General features: G+C 63.4%; 15 protein-coding genes and 1 riboswitch. Of the genes, 8 read left to right on the top strand and 7 right to left on the bottom strand.

Annotated elements, in window-relative coordinates:
- Genes RHIBR816_RS0112480 through RHIBR816_RS0112470 form a run of 3 tightly spaced genes read left to right on the top strand, consistent with a single transcriptional unit; the run spans position 1 to position 3124 of the window.
- A complete protein-coding gene (locus RHIBR816_RS0112480) occupies positions 1 to 1101 on the top strand; it encodes a carbohydrate ABC transporter permease (protein WP_018236882.1) in 1101 nt (366 codons plus the stop codon).
- A 5-nt stretch (positions 1102 to 1106) separates the two neighbouring features.
- On the top strand, positions 1107 to 2171 hold the full coding sequence (locus RHIBR816_RS0112475; RefSeq protein WP_018236881.1) for an ABC transporter ATP-binding protein: 1065 nt from the start codon (positions 1107 to 1109) through the stop codon (positions 2169 to 2171).
- Between the two features lie 50 nt (positions 2172 to 2221).
- The gene (locus RHIBR816_RS0112470) at positions 2222 to 3124 is read left to right on the top strand and encodes a glycerophosphodiester phosphodiesterase family protein (protein ID WP_245262580.1); all 903 of its coding nucleotides are present in this window, start codon (positions 2222 to 2224) and stop codon (positions 3122 to 3124) included.
- Between the two features lie 355 nt (positions 3125 to 3479).
- On the opposite strand, the gene ribB is transcribed toward RHIBR816_RS0112470, so the two are convergent.
- From ribB to RHIBR816_RS0112440, 5 genes are all read right to left on the bottom strand, one after another.
- Complete coding sequence (gene ribB, locus RHIBR816_RS34040; RefSeq protein ID WP_018236879.1) at positions 3480 to 4115, bottom strand: 3,4-dihydroxy-2-butanone-4-phosphate synthase; 636 nt, start codon at positions 4113 to 4115, stop codon at positions 3480 to 3482.
- Between the two features lie 110 nt (positions 4116 to 4225).
- Positions 4226 to 4372: riboswitch (FMN riboswitch) on the bottom strand.
- 62 nt (positions 4373 to 4434) lie between these two features.
- Entirely contained in the window at positions 4435 to 5223 is a 789-nt protein-coding gene (locus RHIBR816_RS0112455; protein ID WP_018236877.1) for an SDR family oxidoreductase, read from the bottom strand.
- A 15-nt stretch (positions 5224 to 5238) separates the two neighbouring features.
- On the bottom strand, positions 5239 to 6726 hold the full coding sequence (locus RHIBR816_RS0112450) for a sugar ABC transporter ATP-binding protein (protein WP_018236876.1): 1488 nt from the start codon (positions 6724 to 6726) through the stop codon (positions 5239 to 5241).
- A 28-nt stretch (positions 6727 to 6754) separates the two neighbouring features.
- Entirely contained in the window at positions 6755 to 7693 is a 939-nt protein-coding gene (locus RHIBR816_RS0112445; protein WP_018236875.1) for a substrate-binding domain-containing protein, read from the bottom strand.
- A gap of 131 nt (positions 7694 to 7824) precedes the next feature.
- Positions 7825 to 8799: an ABC transporter permease gene (locus RHIBR816_RS0112440; RefSeq protein ID WP_018236874.1), complete on the bottom strand. Its 975-nt coding sequence runs from the start codon at positions 8797 to 8799 to the stop codon at positions 7825 to 7827.
- A gap of 197 nt (positions 8800 to 8996) precedes the next feature.
- On the opposite strand from RHIBR816_RS0112440, the gene RHIBR816_RS0112435 reads away from it, so the two are divergent.
- From RHIBR816_RS0112435 to RHIBR816_RS0112415, 5 genes are all read left to right on the top strand, one after another.
- Positions 8997 to 9806: a transketolase gene (locus RHIBR816_RS0112435; protein ID WP_018236873.1), complete on the top strand. Its 810-nt coding sequence runs from the start codon at positions 8997 to 8999 to the stop codon at positions 9804 to 9806.
- Positions 9806 to 10774: a transketolase family protein gene (locus RHIBR816_RS0112430; protein ID WP_018236872.1), complete on the top strand. Its 969-nt coding sequence runs from the start codon at positions 9806 to 9808 to the stop codon at positions 10772 to 10774. The genes RHIBR816_RS0112435 and RHIBR816_RS0112430 overlap by 1 nt, the downstream gene beginning before the upstream one ends.
- Before the next feature lie 81 nt (positions 10775 to 10855).
- Entirely contained in the window at positions 10856 to 12325 is a 1470-nt protein-coding gene (locus tag RHIBR816_RS0112425; RefSeq protein ID WP_018236871.1) for an FGGY family carbohydrate kinase, read from the top strand.
- A 22-nt stretch (positions 12326 to 12347) separates the two neighbouring features.
- Entirely contained in the window at positions 12348 to 13298 is a 951-nt protein-coding gene (locus tag RHIBR816_RS0112420) for a sugar-binding transcriptional regulator (protein ID WP_018236870.1), read from the top strand.
- A 50-nt stretch (positions 13299 to 13348) separates the two neighbouring features.
- Positions 13349 to 14134 (top strand): SDR family oxidoreductase, encoded by a 786-nt coding sequence (locus RHIBR816_RS0112415; RefSeq protein ID WP_018236869.1) that lies wholly within the window; start codon positions 13349 to 13351, stop codon positions 14132 to 14134.
- A gap of 348 nt (positions 14135 to 14482) precedes the next feature.
- On the opposite strand, the gene RHIBR816_RS0112410 is transcribed toward RHIBR816_RS0112415, so the two are convergent.
- Together RHIBR816_RS0112410 and RHIBR816_RS0112405 are read right to left on the bottom strand one after the other, a co-directional pair.
- Positions 14483 to 14902 (bottom strand): type II toxin-antitoxin system VapC family toxin, encoded by a 420-nt coding sequence (locus tag RHIBR816_RS0112410; protein WP_018236868.1) that lies wholly within the window; start codon positions 14900 to 14902, stop codon positions 14483 to 14485.
- The gene (locus tag RHIBR816_RS0112405; RefSeq protein ID WP_026186917.1) at positions 14899 to 15153 is read right to left on the bottom strand and encodes a plasmid stabilization protein; all 255 of its coding nucleotides are present in this window, start codon (positions 15151 to 15153) and stop codon (positions 14899 to 14901) included. The genes RHIBR816_RS0112410 and RHIBR816_RS0112405 overlap by 4 nt, the downstream gene beginning before the upstream one ends.
- Positions 15154 to 15412 lie beyond the last annotated feature (259 nt).

Here is a 15412-nt window from a genome sequence, read left to right as displayed (position 1 = left end):
ATGGCCGCTCAGACAATCCCCCTGGCTTCCACGACGACAGCCGAACCGGCGGCCGACTGGGATGCATTGGCAGCGCAGGCCCGTGCCGTCCGCCGCACCAAGGCGGTCGTCCTCTACGCATTCCTGATCGCGGTGTCGCTGCCGATCATCCTGCCTTATTTCTGGCTCGTCACGATCGCCTTCTCGGCCAAGACAGGCGTTGCCGAGACCGCGGTGCTGTGGCGCTCGATGGCCGTGGTGGTGCCGGCCGTCGTCGCCTTCTGGCTGACTGCCGCGCTCGCGCAAGGCCGGCGCCAGCTGTGGATCGGCATTGCGGCAGTCGCCGCGTTCGCCGTCTTCGCCTTCGCCCTCCTGGTCGGCCCCGACCTCCACCTCGGCAATTTCATCTTTCTCTGGGAGCCGGACTTCGCCTCGGTGGTGCGGTCGCGGATCGGGGAAGTCAAAGGCGCGGTGCAGTTTCCCAATGTCTGGCATGCCTTCGGCAACTCGATCCTGATCGCCGGCGCGCAAACGGCCATCGTCGTCACCGTCGCCTCATTGGCGGCCTACTACCTGTCGCGCTTCCAGTTCCCCGGCCGCTCCTCGATGCTGCGCTCGCTCCTGGTGCTCCACGCCTTCCCGGTGCTGACGCTGATCGTGCCGATGTTCCTGATGCTCTATTGGATCGGGCTCCTCGATACGCTTTCCGGGGTGATCCTTGTCCTTGTCGCCTTCGAGCTGCCGTTTGCGATTTTCATCATGAAGGGCTTCTTCGACGCAGTGCCGTGGGATATCGAGATGAGCGCGCTGACCGACGGTGCATCACGGCGGCAGGCATTCGTGAGCGTGGTGCTGCCACAGGTGAGAAACGGCATCCTCGCCATCGCAGTCTTCACCTTCATCCGCGGCTGGGAAGAGTACATCTTCGTGTTCACTTTCCTGATCAGGAACAGCAACTGGACAATGAGCCTCTACATGTACTGGGTTCGCGATGACGTCATGGGCGTCGACTACGGTGTCGTCTCTGCGGTCGGCGTCTTTTACCTTGTCCCGAGTCTGATCCTCTACATGGCCGCGCAGCGCTACCTCATGCAGATGTCGATTGGCGGCGTGAAGGGCTGACGGCGATGGCGAAGATCGAATTTCGTAACGTGGTGAAGCGGTTCGGCGCCGTCGAGGTGATCCCCGACATGAACCTCGTCATCGAGGACGGCGAGTTCGTCGCGCTTCTCGGCCCATCCGGCTGCGGCAAGTCGACAAGCCTGTTCATGCTCGCCGGCATCTATCTTCCGAGCGGCGGCGAGCTGCTCTTCGACGGTCATGTCGTCAATGAGGTAGAGGCACGTGACCGCAATGTCGGCATCGTTTTTCAATCCTACGCGCTCTACCCGCACATGAGCGTGCGCGACAACATTCTGTTTCCGCTGCGCTTCAAGAAAACGCCGCGCGACGAAGCGCTCACCAAAGTGAAGGCCGTCGCGGATCTTGTCCGGGTCGCGGAGCTCCTCGACCGTCGCCCCGGCGAGCTTTCCGGCGGCCAGCAACAGCGCGTCGCCCTTGCGCGCGCCCTCGTGAAGGAGCCGCAGCTTCTGCTGCTCGACGAGCCGCTCTCCAATCTCGACGCTTCGCTTCGGCTTTCGATGCGGACCGAGATCAAATCGCTGCACGAACAGCTCGGCGTCACGACCGTCCTCGTCACGCATGACCAGATCGAGGCGACGACCATGGCCGATCGCATCATCTGCATGCGCGCGGGCCGGATCGAGCAGGTCGGGACGCCGGATGACCTCTACCTCAGGCCTTCGAGCCTGTTCGTCGCCAGCTTCATCGGCTCGCCGCCCATTAATCTCATTGCCGGCGAAGCCGAGGGCGGCACGGTTACGGTGAACGGCGTCAGATTTCCGGTCGATGGCGCGTCGGGGTCGCTGACCATGGGGCTGAGGCCGGAGCTCCTCAGGTTCGGAGATACCGGCTTCGCCGGCCGCATTGCGCAGATCGAGCCGATGGGCCGCGAGATCCTGTATGTCGTCGAAACTGGCATGGGCGCCGTTCGTGTGCTTGAACAGGGTTCGTCCGCCGGGCACTCGCCAGGTGAGGAGGTGAAGGTCAGTTTCCTGCCCGAGAATTCACTTGTGTTTGAGACGGAGCGACAGAAACTCATCGCGGGCGCACATGTCCGTGCGCCTGGTTGATGGAAATCGAGCGACAGCCGCCCACTTTCTCGAGCGGAGAGGAGCGCACGGTGACAGCATTCGATGTGAGCAACCGGATGTCGCCCACTCCGGTGGCAGTCGAGGGTCCATATGGCCCCATCCGGCTCAAATGGCACAAGCTGCGGACCGACCTCGCCGAAGCGCCCTTCAAGCGTTCTAACCTCGCCCTCGGCTGGCAGCTCGGCGCGAGCCTCGAGGTCGACATACTCGCCACCCCCGATGGCCACTTCGCGGTTCTCCACGATCCGACGCTCGGTCCCTCGACGACCGGCCACGGCCGCGTGTCGAGCATGCCGATCGCCTCGATGACGGAGGTTCTCCACCGGGACGCCAACGGCGCCCCCGATCCCGACGCGCCGGTCCTGTCGCTCGCCGAACTGGTGGCCCCGCTTCGAGGGCTGCCGAGAGCGCCATCGGCCAACCTTCAGCTCGACCTCAAGCTACTCAAAGGACACAGGCTTCCGGATTCTGCGATCGCCGATGCGGCAGCGGCCGTCGTCGGGCTGGAGGATGCCATCGTTGTCGGATCGCATCATCTGGATGAGGCACGCCGTCTCGTCGCCGCCATCCCCGGGGCCAGGCTGGGGTACGATCCGATGCTGGCGGTATCCCGCCAGAGAAGTCTGCGCGACCCGGAGCGGCTGCTGCGCCACATCGAGCGGCGCAGGACCGGCGTGAGCCTCGCCTACCTCCAAGTCGATTCTATCGTTGCCTCGGAGAAACAGGGAGGCTTCCCTCTCGTCGCGCGTCTGTTGGAACTTGGCATAGAGACGGACGCCTGGACGGTTAATCCCGGCCAAGACATCAGCGATGCCGTCCTGCATACTCTGGTGGAGGCGAAGGTGCGCCAGATTACGACCGATGTTCCCGGCGAGATCTTTCGCCTGATCCGCTCGCTTTTTGACCATGTCGGAGAGCGCAGTCTAGTGTGAACGCACGCACCGTTCTGGTGTTTCAAGAATTCCCACGCCCTTCCGCCCAATCAGGGCCGTGATATATCCAAGGTGGCCGTATCATTTTCGCCAGAAATACGCACGCCCCCCACCGTGACCGAACCTTCCGAAGTCCGCTTTGCGGTCGAGAGCTGTCATTAGACGGCATGGAACCGCGGAAAAACCATATGCCGCGTCCTTAAAGCTGCTGTTCCCGTTGATACAGTATGCGATTTTCAGCACAGAAAGAGAACGTGATCGCCCCAACCGCCAAGGTTAGTTCGGGAAAACTGATGCCGTTTCGGCGTAAGGTTAGGTCGCGCGGACCACCCCTCGCGCAACCTCGTAAGACAGACTACGCAGCCCGAGCTTCGTCAGCCGTCAGCTCCATTTCGACAAAGGTGATCAGGTCTCTGATGGTGACGAGCGGGAGGGAATGCATCTCGGCGAACATCACGAGCTCGGGAAGCCGGGCCATCGTTCCATCGTCGTTGGCTACTTCGCAAATGACGCCCGATGGGGACTTACCGGCGAGGCGTGCAAGTTCCACCGCCGCCTCCGTGTGCCCTGGCCGGCCGCGTACGCCGTTCGGATGCGCCCGCAACGGAAAGATGTGCCCAGGCCGAGCAAAGTCCGCCGGACGCGCGTCGGGATTCACCAAAGCCTGGACCGTCGCGGCCCGATCGGCTGCCGAAATGCCGGTGGTGGTCGCGGGTAGGTAGTCGACGGAAACTGTGAAGGCGGTCTTGTGCAGTTCCGTGTTCTGCGGGACCATCAATGGGATATCGAGCGCATCGAGACGCACTCCTTCCATCGCGACGCAGATCAGCCCGCGGGCGTGCTTCATCATGAAGGCGATCGTTTCGGGCGTCACCGCGTCCGAGGCGACGATGATGTCGCCTTCATTCTCCCGGTCCTCGTCGTCAACGACCACCACCATGCCGCCGCGCGCCAGGGCCGCGATTGCGTCTTCAATTTTCGAGATTGCCATTCCATTGCCTTTCAAGGGTAGCCAGCATCGGCGTCAAGCCGCGGCGTTTCGGCCGCTATCATCCCTTGGGCGAACAAGTCCGCGCCGCTCGACAAGGAGCGGTATGCGGACATTGTCCTCTTCCATCCGGACTGTAACCGTCGGCCCCGGCCTCTCACCGGGTCTGCTGACCTTCCGCATCCGCGGAAGCGCTCGCGGGCTCCCGGATCGCTCCGGATACCGCCGGTGGGGATTTTCACCCCGCCCTGAGAACAAACTTAGATAAGGAATTTCTGCGGCAAAAAGCAAGAGGCCAGTTCTCGGGCTGCCCTCGTGATATTTACCAGCAGCAGAAGCCGCCATCGACCAGGAGGTCGACGCCGGTAACGAAGCTTGCCGCATTCGAAAGAAGGAAGACGGCGGGCCCGACCATCTCGTCCACCGTCGCCATGCGCTGCATCGGCGTCTGCTCCTCGAACAGCTTGGTCTGATGCACCATTTCCGGGCGGGTGTTCATCGGCGTCGCCGTGTAGCCGGGGCTGATCGTGTTGACGCGGATGGCGCGGCCCACCCATTCCATCGCCATCGACTTCGACATATGGATGACGCCGGCCTTCGAGGCGTTGTAGTGGCATTGGCTGAGGCCGCGGTTGACGATCACGCCGGACATCGAGGCGATGTTGACGATCGACCCGCGGCCGTTCTTCAGCATTGCCCGGGCTTCCGCCTGGCAGGAGAGGAAGACGCCTTTCAGGTTGATGTCCATCATCGTCTGGAACTGGCTTTCCTCCATCTCCTCGGCGGGATTGGCATTGGCGATGCCGGCCGCGTTGACGGCAAGGGCAAGCGGGCCGAGTTCCGCTTCGGTGCGAGCGACCGCCTCGTTGAGCGCCCCGCCATTGGTCACGTCGGCGGCGATCCGGATGCTGCGGCGCCCCGTGCCGGCGATGAATTCCGCGGTCTTCGCCAGTCCATCGTCGGTGCGGCGGTCGAGCAGCGCAACGTCGGCGCCGCACTGCGCCAGCCCCATGGCGATGCGTTGCCCGATGCCGCTGCCCGCTCCCGTCACGAAGGCGACGTTGCCGGAGAGATCGAACAATTTCAGCGCGTTGAGCGTGATTTCAGACATGAATTTCTTCCTCGTTCAAATCGTAGCGAGTTCCATGACCGAGACGTCGTTTGCGTCCTCGCGATCAAGGATACCGGTCTGTCTGCCTTGGGCCATGACCATGATCCGGTTGGAGACGCCGAGCACCTCTTCGAGATCGGAACTGACGACGATCACCGCGACCCCCTGGCGGGCGAGATCCATGATGAGATCGTAGATCGACGAGCGGGCGCCGACGTCGATGCCGCGCGTCGGTTCGTCGAGCACGACCACTTGCGGCTTGCGCGCCAGCCACTTGGCGAGCACCACCTTCTGCTGGTTGCCCCCGGAAAGCTCGCCGGCGTTCTGGTGCCCGCGGCCCTTCACGCCGAATTTCCTGATGCACTCGTCGGCGAACTGTTGCAGACGCCGGGAGGAAACCCAGCCGTTGCGGGCGATGGCGCCGAGATTGGCATAGCCGATGTTCTCCGCGATCGAATGATTGAGCACGACGCCCTGGAGCTTGCGGTCCTCCGGCACGAGAACCATGCCGTTGCGAATTGCGTCGATCGGCGAGCGCGGCGTGACGGCCTTGCCATACAGGAGAATCTCGCCAGCGGAAATCGGATCGGCGCCGGTGATGGCGCGCACGAGCTCGGTTCGGCCGGCGCCCATGAGGCCGGCGATGCCGAAGACCTCGCCCTTCCGGACTGAAAAACTGATATTGCGAAATGCTTTCGTCGGCGAGGTGAGATCGCGGACCTCAAGCGTCACCCCTTCCCGAGGCGTCGGCAGGGCCGGGAACATGCGCTCGAGCGAGCGCCCGACCATGGCCTCGACGATGGTGCGGATCGGCACGTCGCCGCTGTCGAATTCCTGCACCTTGGCGCCGTCGCGCATGACGACGACACGGTCGGCGATCTGCCGGATTTCCTCGAGACGGTGCGAGATATAGATGATGCCCACCCCGTCCGCCTTCAGCCGTTCGATCTGCTGGAAGAGGAGCTGGGTTTCCTCGCCGCCGAGCGCGGCGGTCGGCTCGTCGAGGATCAGCAGGCGGGCATTGAGCGTCAGCGCCCTGGCAATTTCGATGAGCTGCTGCTTGCCGGTCGAGAGCCCTTCGACGAGGCGGTCGGGCGAGATCTCGAGACCGAGCCGCTTGAGGCCGCTGCGCGCACGTTCCCCCATCGCCCTGCGGTCGACCCGGCCCGCCTTCATCGGATAGCGGCCAACGAAAACATTCTCGGCGATCGAGAGCTTCGGGAGCAGTTTCAGTTCCTGATGGATCATGCCGACCCCATCGTCCATTGCGGCACGGGGATTGGCGGGAGCATAGGCTGCCCCAAGCCAGGTCATTTCGCCGGCGGACGGCTGCACGGTGCCGGAAATGATGTTCGACAGGGTCGATTTCCCGGCACCGTTTTCGCCGAGCAGCGCCACGACCTCACCCGGATAGATGTCGAGGTCGACACCGTGCAGGACCCTGATCGGACCGTAGGACTTCTGGATCCCACGGAGCGAGAGGATGGGAGACTGGGTGGTCATGGCGCTGCCTTTCGGGCATCGAGACAGTTTATGGATGGCTCTTCACGAACTCCGGAGCATTGTCGCAGGTGGTCAGCACGGCGTTCGGCGTCTGGCGCTCTTCGACCTTCTGGCCGGCGGCCACGGCAAGCGCCGATTCGACCGCGAGGACGCCCATTTTCTGGGTGCTTTGCGTGGCCGTGGCGATGAACGGCCCCTTGCACTTGGCAAGATATTCGAGCGCCGAGACGTCGCCGTCATAGCCTCCAATGATCACCTTGTCGGAGAGGTTGGCAACGTCCACGGCTTTCGCCGCACCCATCGCCAGGCCGTCCGCCTGGCCGAAGATGATCTTCAGGTCGGGGTTTGCCTGCAACATGTTCTGGGCGATCGAGAAACCCTCGTCCGCCGACCACATGTTGCTCCACTGCTGGGCGACGAGTTCCACGCCCGGAGCCTCGTCGATGGCGCGCTTGCAGCCGGTGAACCGATCGACTTCCGGCGTCGTGCCCTTCTGGCCGTGGATGATCGCCATCTTGCCCGAGCCGCCGGCCTTTTCGATGATGTGCTTGCAGACGGCATAGGCGGAATCGACGCTTTCGCCGGCGATGAAGGTATCGCCTGGCGCGCCCTCCGGAACACGGTCGACATTGATCACCGGAATGCCGGCTTCACGGGCAAGGCGGGTTGGCACGGCGGCCGCGGCAGCACCGGCCGGAATATAGATGAACGCGTTGATATCCTGCGTCATCAGGTCCTGAACCTGGTTGACCTGCGTGGCCGTATCGTTCTTCGCGTCGACCACAACGACGTCGATGCCCTTTTCCTTAGCGTATTTTTCGACGCCGAGCTTGATCTGGTTGAAGAAGTCCGCCTGAAGGTTCGGAACGGCGAGGCCGATCTTCTTGACCTCCGTCGCCGATGCACCGAGGGGGGACATCAGCACCGCAGCGGTGGTTGCCGCCAGCAGCAGGTTGGACTGTTTCATGGGGTTCTCCTCCGAGTTGCTCTGTGGATTTCCTGCCTTCACAGGATTCCACCTCCCTTTTGCCGGCCCGCACCATTGCTGACCGTTTTTCGCTTCCCCGCCGGCGTCTGCGCAAGCGGGACGAACAGTGGCTATTTCCGCTTGCGATAGGTCTCGGCGGTGACGGCCAGCACGATGACGCCACCGATGATCACCTGCTGCATGAAGGGGGATACGCTCAGCAGGTTGAGGCCGTTGCGCAGGATGCCGATGATCAGTACGCCGATGATCGTGCCGCCGATGCCGCCCGTGCCGCCGGAGAGCGACGTGCCGCCGATGACGACCGCCGCGATGGCGTCGAGCTCGTAGGAGACACCGGACGAGGGTTGGACCGAGTCGAGCCGCGCCGCCAGCACCATGCCCGACAGCCCCGCCAGGAAGCTGCACACCACATAGACAAGCACGGTCGCCCGCTGGACGTTGATGCCGGCAAGCCGCGCCACTTCGGCGTTGCCGCCGATGGCATAGAGGACGCGACCTCCATGGCGGTAGCGCTGATAGAGGAGGCCGACGGCGAAGACCACCAGCATGACCGCCACGGTCAGCGTCAGGAAGCCGCCGAAGCGCACGATGGCCATGGTATTGAACCAGGCCGGAAAGCCGATGATCTGCTGGCCGTCGGTGATCATGTTGGCGAGGCCGCGGGCGATCGACATCATGGCAAGCGTCGCGATGAAGGCCGGCACGTTGAAGCGCGTGATGAGAAGGCCGGCGATCAGGCCGTTCAGCGAAGCGACCAGCAGGGCGAGCGGAATGGCGATCCACATCGGCACGCCGGCAACGACGTTCAGATAGCCGAGCACCATCATCGCCAGCGCCATGACCGAACCGACGGCAAGGTCGATGCCGCCGATCAGGATGACCATCGTCATGCCGACGGCCATGATGCCCAATACGGTGATCTGATCGAGCACGTTCAGGAAGTTCCTGATCGAAAGGAACTTGTCGCTGGCGAAGGTGAGAAACAGGCACAGGACGATGAGGCCGATAAGCGGACCGGTGGCCCCACGCATCGACGCAAACATCCCGCCCGCGAACCCTTGCCGCTCCGTCGCTGTCGCAAGCATGGCGCCCTCCTCCCGCTACTCCGGGTTCCTCATTAGCACGCAGCATAATTATTCATTGCTGTGTGTAAATTCGTACATGATGGGCCAGCATGGTGTCAACACGGTTTGAGGGTCTTTTTCTTGCGGCCGGAGCTTGACATGCCGCCGTGGCGTGCAATTATATATCTGACTGTATATTTATTCATAACGAGGGATTCATGCAGCCGAACGATCTCGACCGCATCGCTCGACAGATCCGACTTCGCGATCTACAGGCGGTTTTCGAAGCCGGCGCCGGCCATATCGGCGGGGAAATGTCCGCCATCGACATTCTGACGGCGCTCTATTTCCGCGTGCTGCGCATCTGGCCCGATCAGCCGAAGCATCCGGACCGCGACCGTTTCGTGCTGTCGAAAGGCCATGTGGCGTTGGCGCTCTATGTGACGCTCGCCAAGCGCGGCTTCCTGCCCGAGGAAGAGATCGGTACCTTCCTGAAGCCGCATTCGCGGCTGAACGGGCACCCGAATTGCACCAAGGTCCCGGGCGTCGAGACCAATACCGGGCCGCTCGGCCACGGCCTGCCGGTCGCGGTCGGCATGGCCAAGGCCGCCAAGCTGACCGGCGCCGAGTACCACACCTATGTCCTGACCGGCGACGGCGAGATGCAGGAAGGGTCGAACTGGGAGGCGATCGCCGCCGCGGCGCAGTTCGGTCTCGACAATCTGACGCTGATCATCGACCACAACCGCTTCCAGCAGGGCGCCACGCTGGAGGACACAAACAACCTCGCCCCCTTCCCCGCCAAGCTCGAAGCCTTCGGCTGGGACGTCACCGAGATCAACGGCAATGCCATGGACGAAATCGTCCCGGCACTGGAGCGCCGCGGCAACCGTCCGCACGCTATCGTCGCCCATACCAACAAGGGCCACGGCATTTCCTTCATGCAGGACAAGGTCGACTGGCACCACAAGGTGCCGAATGCCGAACAATATCAGATCGCCCTGGCCGAGCTTTCGGAGACCCTGTGATGAAAGACGTGATCACCTCTCCCAAGCTGCACGACTGCCGCGACGCCTTCGTTGCAGTGCTGGAGCGTCTCGGCGCGGACAATCCCAAGATAGTGGCGGTCTGCAACGATTCCGTCGGCTCGTCGAAGCTCAACGGGTTCAAGTCCAAATGGCCGGAACGGCTGGTCAATGTCGGCATTGCCGAGCAGAACATGGTGGGCGTGGGCGCCGGGCTTGCCAATGGCGGTCTGCTGCCCTTCGTCTGCGGCGCCTCCTGCTTCCTGACCGGACGGTCGCTGGAGCAGATCAAGGCCGACATCGCCTATTCCAACGCCAATGTGAAACTCATCGGCATTTCCTCCGGCATGGCCTATGGCGAGCTTGGGCCCACGCACCATTCGATCGAGGACTTCGCCTGGACCCGCGTGCTGCCGAATCTGCCGGTGATCGCACCCTGCGACTCGATCGAGACCGCCGCGGCGGTGGAATGGGCGGCCCATTACGAGGGACCGGTGTTCCTTCGCCTGTCGCGCGTCGGCGTTCCGGACCTGCTGCCCGCCGGACACAGGTTCGAGCTCGGAAAGGCCAACTTGCTTCGTGACGGCGACGCCATCACGCTGATCGCCAACGGCACGCTGACTCACCGCATGCTGAAGGCGGCCGACCTCCTCTCCGAACAGGGGATCGAGGCCCGGGTGCTGAACATGGCGACGGTCCGCCCGATCGACGTCGAGGCCGTGGTGGCCGCCGCCCGCGAAACCGGGGCGATCCTGAGCGCGGAAGAGCATTCCACCTTCGGCGGCCTCGGCTCGGCCGTCGCCGAAGTCGTCGTGGCCGAAGCTCCGGTGCCGATGAAGATCCTCGGCGTTCCAGGCATCTTCGCCCCGACCGGCTCGGCCGAGTTCCTGCTTGGCGAATTCGGCATGTCGCCTGCGGCCATCACCGAGGCTGCCATCGCTTTGATTGCACGGAAGTCTTCTCGCGTTTGATACTGCGCGTCTAGAGTCCGTGCCGGGCGCGGCAAACCCTCCCTATCGCCGCGCCCCCAATTCATGCCTGCCGGAGTTGCCATGACGACCGCCATTCTCGCCATCGACCAGGGCACCACGAATTCCAAGGCCGTGCTTGTCTCTACGGCCGGCGAAATCCTGTCGCGCGGCTCGTCTACGGTCGGCATCGAACATCCGCAGCCCGGCTGGGTGGAGCAGAGCCCGCTGCGCATCTGGGAATCGGTCAGAGAGGCGATTGCCGCCTGCCTGCAGGCCGGCCCTGATGTCGACATCCTCGGCATCGCGATTTCCAACCAGCGCGAGTCCGTCACCATCTGGGATGCCGCAACGGGCAGGCCACTCGGGCCGGTGGTAAGCTGGCAATGCCGCCGCAGCGCACCGGCCTGCGCCGAACTGGTCGGGGGCGGCCACGCGCCCCACGTCCAGGCGCTCACCGGGCTGCCCATCGACCCGATGTTCCCCGGCCCGAAGATGAAGTGGCTGCTGGATCGCTTGCCTGCGGGACCCGAAGTGCGGCTCGGGACGATCGACGCCTGGCTGATCCATTGCTTCACCGATGGCGCGGTCCATGCCTGCGACGCTTCGAATGCCGCCCGCAGCCAGCTTTACGACCTAAACCGGCAGGCCTGGAGCGACGAGCTCTGCGAACTGTTCGGCGTGCCGAAATCCGCCTTGCCCGAGGTGCGAGACAGCGCGTCGCGCTTCGGCGTGACCCGAAACGTGCCGGGCCTCAGGGACGGCATCCCGATCGCCGCGGCGATCGGCGACAGCCATGCGGCGCTCTTCGGGCATGGCGCCTTCCGTCCCGGCGACGGCAAGGTGACCTTCGGAACCGGCTCGTCCGTGATGACGACGCTGCCCTGCTTCATCGCGCCGCAGCAGGGAATCACCACGACGATCGCCTGGTCGATCGACGGCCGGCCGACCTATGCCTTCGAGGGCAATATCCTTGTCTCGGCCGCGGCACTCCCCTGGATGGTCGAAATGCTTGGCCTGCCTGACGTGCAGGCCCTGACCGACCTTGCCGCAGCCGCCGAGCCCGGCGGGCCTGGCTTCGTACCGGCCTTCGTGGGCCTCGGCGCGCCCTATTGGCAGTCCGATGCACGGGCGCTGTTTTCCGGCATCACCTTCAACACCACCCGCGCCCAGATGGCCCGCGCGGTGACCGATTCAATGGCCTTCCAGGTTCATGACGTCTTCAAGGCCATGTCGGCGCAATCGCCGACGCCGCTCGGCCGCCTCTACGCGGATGGCGGGCCGAGCAAGAACACCTTCCTGATGCAATGCGTGGCCGACACGCTGAACCATGCCGTCACCCAGTGCGACGCGCCGGAGGCCTCCGCCCTTGGCGCGGCCTATCTGGCGGGGCTTTCGCTGGGCGTCTGGCTGGATCTTGCCGCCATCGCTGCCCTGCCGCGCGCCGGCAATCCTATTGCGCCGCGTTTTTCCGACGCGACAGATCGCCTCCGGGTTTGGCAAGACGCAATCTACCGCTCGACCGTTCCGGGCCCTTCCACTATGAGTGAATAAAAATTCACACTTGGAGGATTCCATGGGACGGCTCAACGAGCTGCGACTGATCGCACGAGTTGCTCAGATGTATCATATCGAGGGCAAACGGCAGGCAGAGATCGCCGAGGTCATGCGCATGTCGCAGGCGACCGTGTCGCGCATGCTGAAGCGGGCCGAGCAGGAAGACATCGTCCGGACCACCGTCATTCCGCCGCCGGGCACCTTCGCCGATCTCGAAACCGCGTTGCGCGACCGCTACGGCCTGACGGAGGCGATTGTCATCGACTGTTCCGAGGACCGCGACGGGGCGATCATGGCGCGCATCGGCGAGGCGGCCGCCCATTTCTTCGAGGTTACCCTGCAGCAGGACGAGATCATCGGCGTCTCGAGCTGGAGCCAGACGATCCTGCGCATGGTGGACAACATCCACCCACTCAAGACAGCCAAGGCCAAATATATCGTGCAGATTCTCGGCGGCATGGGGGACGCCTCGGTCCAAACCCACGCCACGCAGCTGACGGCGCGCCTTGCGCGGCTCACCGGCGGCGAACCGCGGCTGCTTCTCGTCCAGGGCATCACCTCGTCGCGCGAGGCAAAACTCGTCATGCTCGCCGACCCGGTCGTGCGCGAGACGATGGACCTGTTCGGCCGCCTCAGCCTGGCGATCGTCGGCATCGGTGCGGTGGAGCCGTCCGAGCTCCTCGCCCGCTCCGGCAACACCTTCTCCCGACAGGAAATGGCGATGCTACACGAGGCCGGCGCCGTCGGCGAGATCTCTTATCGGTTCTATGACAGGGACGGAAAGCCGGTCGAAACGCCGCTCAACGACCGGGTCATCGGCATTTCGCTCGAAGACCTCAGGAAGGCCGACCGCGTCATGGCGCTGGCGGGCGGAGAATCGAAGACCGAAGCCATTGCGGGCGCCCTGAAACTCGGCGTCATCGATGTGCTTGTCACCGACAAGTTCACCGCGGCTCGGCTCACGGCCTGATCTTGCCCGAGATCAGCCTTCGGCCTGCTGCGCATTATGGAGGAAAGACCATGAGACGTTTTGCAGGCCAGACGGTTTTCGTCACCGGGGGCAACAAGGGGATCGGTCGCGGCATCGCCAAGCGCTTTGCCGAGGAGGGGGCCAAAGTCGCCATCGCCGCAATCGAGAAGGACACGCCGGCAGCCGCCGAGGCGCTCGCCAATGAGACCGGCGCGGACGTGATCGGCATCGTGCTGGACGTGACCGACGCGGCGGCCGTGCGGGACGCCTACGGCGCGGCCGAAGCGAAGCTCGGCGCCATCTCCGTATCGGTGCAGAATGCCGGGGTCATCACCATCGCCAAGGTCGAGGACCTGACCGAGCGCGAATGGGACCTGAACCTCGACGTCAATACGAAGGGCGTCTTCCTGTGCTGCCAGGAGGCGATCCGCCGGTTCCGCGCCAGCGGCTCGAAGGGCCGCCTGATCAACACCGCCTCGGGCCAGGCGCGGCAGGGCTTCATCTACACCCCGCACTACGCCGCCTCGAAGTTCGGCGTCGTCGGCGTGACACAGAGCCTCGCCAAGGAACTCGCCCGCGAGGGCATCACGGTGAACGCCATCTGCCCCGGCATCATCCACACCGAAATGTGGGACTACAACGACAGGGTCTGGGGCCAGATGCTCGGCGAATACGGCCCGGGCGAACTCATGGCCGAATGGGTCGAAGGCATACCGATGGGCCGCGCGGGGACGCCCGCCGAAGTCGGCGCCCTCGTCGCCTTCCTGGCTTCGGAAGACGCAGCCTACATCACCGGCCAGACAATCAATGTCGATGGCGGATTGATCATGTCGTGAATCAACTGAGTGCCAAATGCGCTCTGGAAGATCGGCAATATTCAGCGGGTAATCGACGACGTCAACGAGCGGCTCAAACCAGGCGACGCGGAAATGAGGCAGCCGTCATCGAGATCGTAACTGATCGAGATCGGCCTCTTCCCCCACGGCGGAACTGACGGTTGATGGCGGGACCGTCTCGGGTACGATGGATGCGGGGCAGCGATGGATTGGCTCGTCGCTCAATGCGGATAGCGATGTCTTCTCACCGTCTTAGCCAGAGGTGAATGTTCATTCCTCGCCTTGAGCCGATTCAAACCTCAGACCAGCGGAGGAAGGCAAGAGCCCCAAGGTTCAGTATCTTTGGATTTATTTGTTATTCCAAGGATTTACGACGGCAAGTCCCGCCGCTTCAAAGGGGCTGATGTCGCGCGTAGCTATGATAAATCCCTTGGAGGCGGCAATCGCGGCGATATATCCGTCCGGGGTCGGGAAACCCCTGCCGGCCGCTCTGGCCTTCACCGCCAAGCCGGCGTAGTGCCTAGCAGCTTCCACGTCGAACGGCAAGACACGATCGCCAAACAGTTCAAGCACGCCGTCAAGCGTCTCGGCTAGAGCCTTCTTGCGCCGACCGTCGGGCAACGCACCGATGCCAAACAGCAGTTCAGCCAACGTCACACTTGACAGATACAGCGTTTCAGCGGCCTGTTCGTTCAGCCAAGAGCGGACGGCTAGATTGGGTTCTGGTTTCATCGCCTCGGAGACGACATTCGTATCCAAGAGGATCATTCAAACCTCATCGGCTCCGCCGGTGCATCATCACGTACCTGGTCAAACACGGCGAAATCATCATTGGTCAGCCCCTGCCGTCGGCCGAGCTCTGCCAAGGCATCGCCCATACGGACGCGCTGCTCCGGCCTCACTACACTTTCGAGAATGTCGCGGACTTCCGCCTCGGCGCTGCGGCCGTGCATCGCGGCCCGCACGCGCAAAGCTCGATGCACCTCATCGGGCACATTCCGCACTGTCAGAATTGCCATCGTCAAATCCAGAGCAGAGAGAAAGCGTCCCGCTCCATTTAGAAGTGCCATGAAACTAATTTAGTATTGCTGCATAATGTTTTTCTCTCTTCTTTGCAGGAGGGTACGATGGAGAGTTCTCGCGATCCAACAGCCTTTCGTGATTTCGAACATACCGGGTGGGAAGCTGGCAGGATCGTACCCGAGCGCGCGGGCATTTCCCGAGTCAGGCTGCTGGTTCATTTCCTCGCCGGGAGAATAGCCGGCATGCCGGGGATCG

The sequence above is a fragment of the Ensifer sp. BR816 genome, from assembly GCF_000378985.1.
Taxonomy (GTDB): domain Bacteria; phylum Pseudomonadota; class Alphaproteobacteria; order Rhizobiales; family Rhizobiaceae; genus Sinorhizobium.
This window is presented reverse-complemented; position numbering and strand designations above follow the sequence as displayed.

Coding starts and splice junctions, on each gene's coding strand:
- RHIBR816_RS0112480 (WP_018236882.1), top strand. CDS start 1: ATGGCCGCTCAGACAATCCCCCTGGCTTCCACGACGACAGCCGAACCG.
- RHIBR816_RS0112475 (WP_018236881.1), top strand. CDS start 1,107: ATGGCGAAGATCGAATTTCGTAACGTGGTGAAGCGGTTCGGCGCCGTC.
- ribB (WP_018236879.1), bottom strand. CDS start 4,115: ATGGCAATCTCGAAAATTGAAGACGCAATCGCGGCCCTGGCGCGCGGC.
- RHIBR816_RS0112455 (WP_018236877.1), bottom strand. CDS start 5,223: ATGTCTGAAATCACGCTCAACGCGCTGAAATTGTTCGATCTCTCCGGC.
- RHIBR816_RS0112450 (WP_018236876.1), bottom strand. CDS start 6,726: ATGACCACCCAGTCTCCCATCCTCTCGCTCCGTGGGATCCAGAAGTCC.
- RHIBR816_RS0112445 (WP_018236875.1), bottom strand. CDS start 7,693: ATGAAACAGTCCAACCTGCTGCTGGCGGCAACCACCGCTGCGGTGCTG.
- RHIBR816_RS0112440 (WP_018236874.1), bottom strand. CDS start 8,799: ATGCTTGCGACAGCGACGGAGCGGCAAGGGTTCGCGGGCGGGATGTTT.
- RHIBR816_RS0112435 (WP_018236873.1), top strand. CDS start 8,997: ATGCAGCCGAACGATCTCGACCGCATCGCTCGACAGATCCGACTTCGC.
- RHIBR816_RS0112430 (WP_018236872.1), top strand. CDS start 9,806: ATGAAAGACGTGATCACCTCTCCCAAGCTGCACGACTGCCGCGACGCC.
- RHIBR816_RS0112425 (WP_018236871.1), top strand. CDS start 10,856: ATGACGACCGCCATTCTCGCCATCGACCAGGGCACCACGAATTCCAAG.
- RHIBR816_RS0112420 (WP_018236870.1), top strand. CDS start 12,348: ATGGGACGGCTCAACGAGCTGCGACTGATCGCACGAGTTGCTCAGATG.
- RHIBR816_RS0112415 (WP_018236869.1), top strand. CDS start 13,349: ATGAGACGTTTTGCAGGCCAGACGGTTTTCGTCACCGGGGGCAACAAG.
- RHIBR816_RS0112410 (WP_018236868.1), bottom strand. CDS start 14,902: ATGATCCTCTTGGATACGAATGTCGTCTCCGAGGCGATGAAACCAGAA.
- RHIBR816_RS0112405 (WP_026186917.1), bottom strand. CDS start 15,153: ATGGCAATTCTGACAGTGCGGAATGTGCCCGATGAGGTGCATCGAGCT.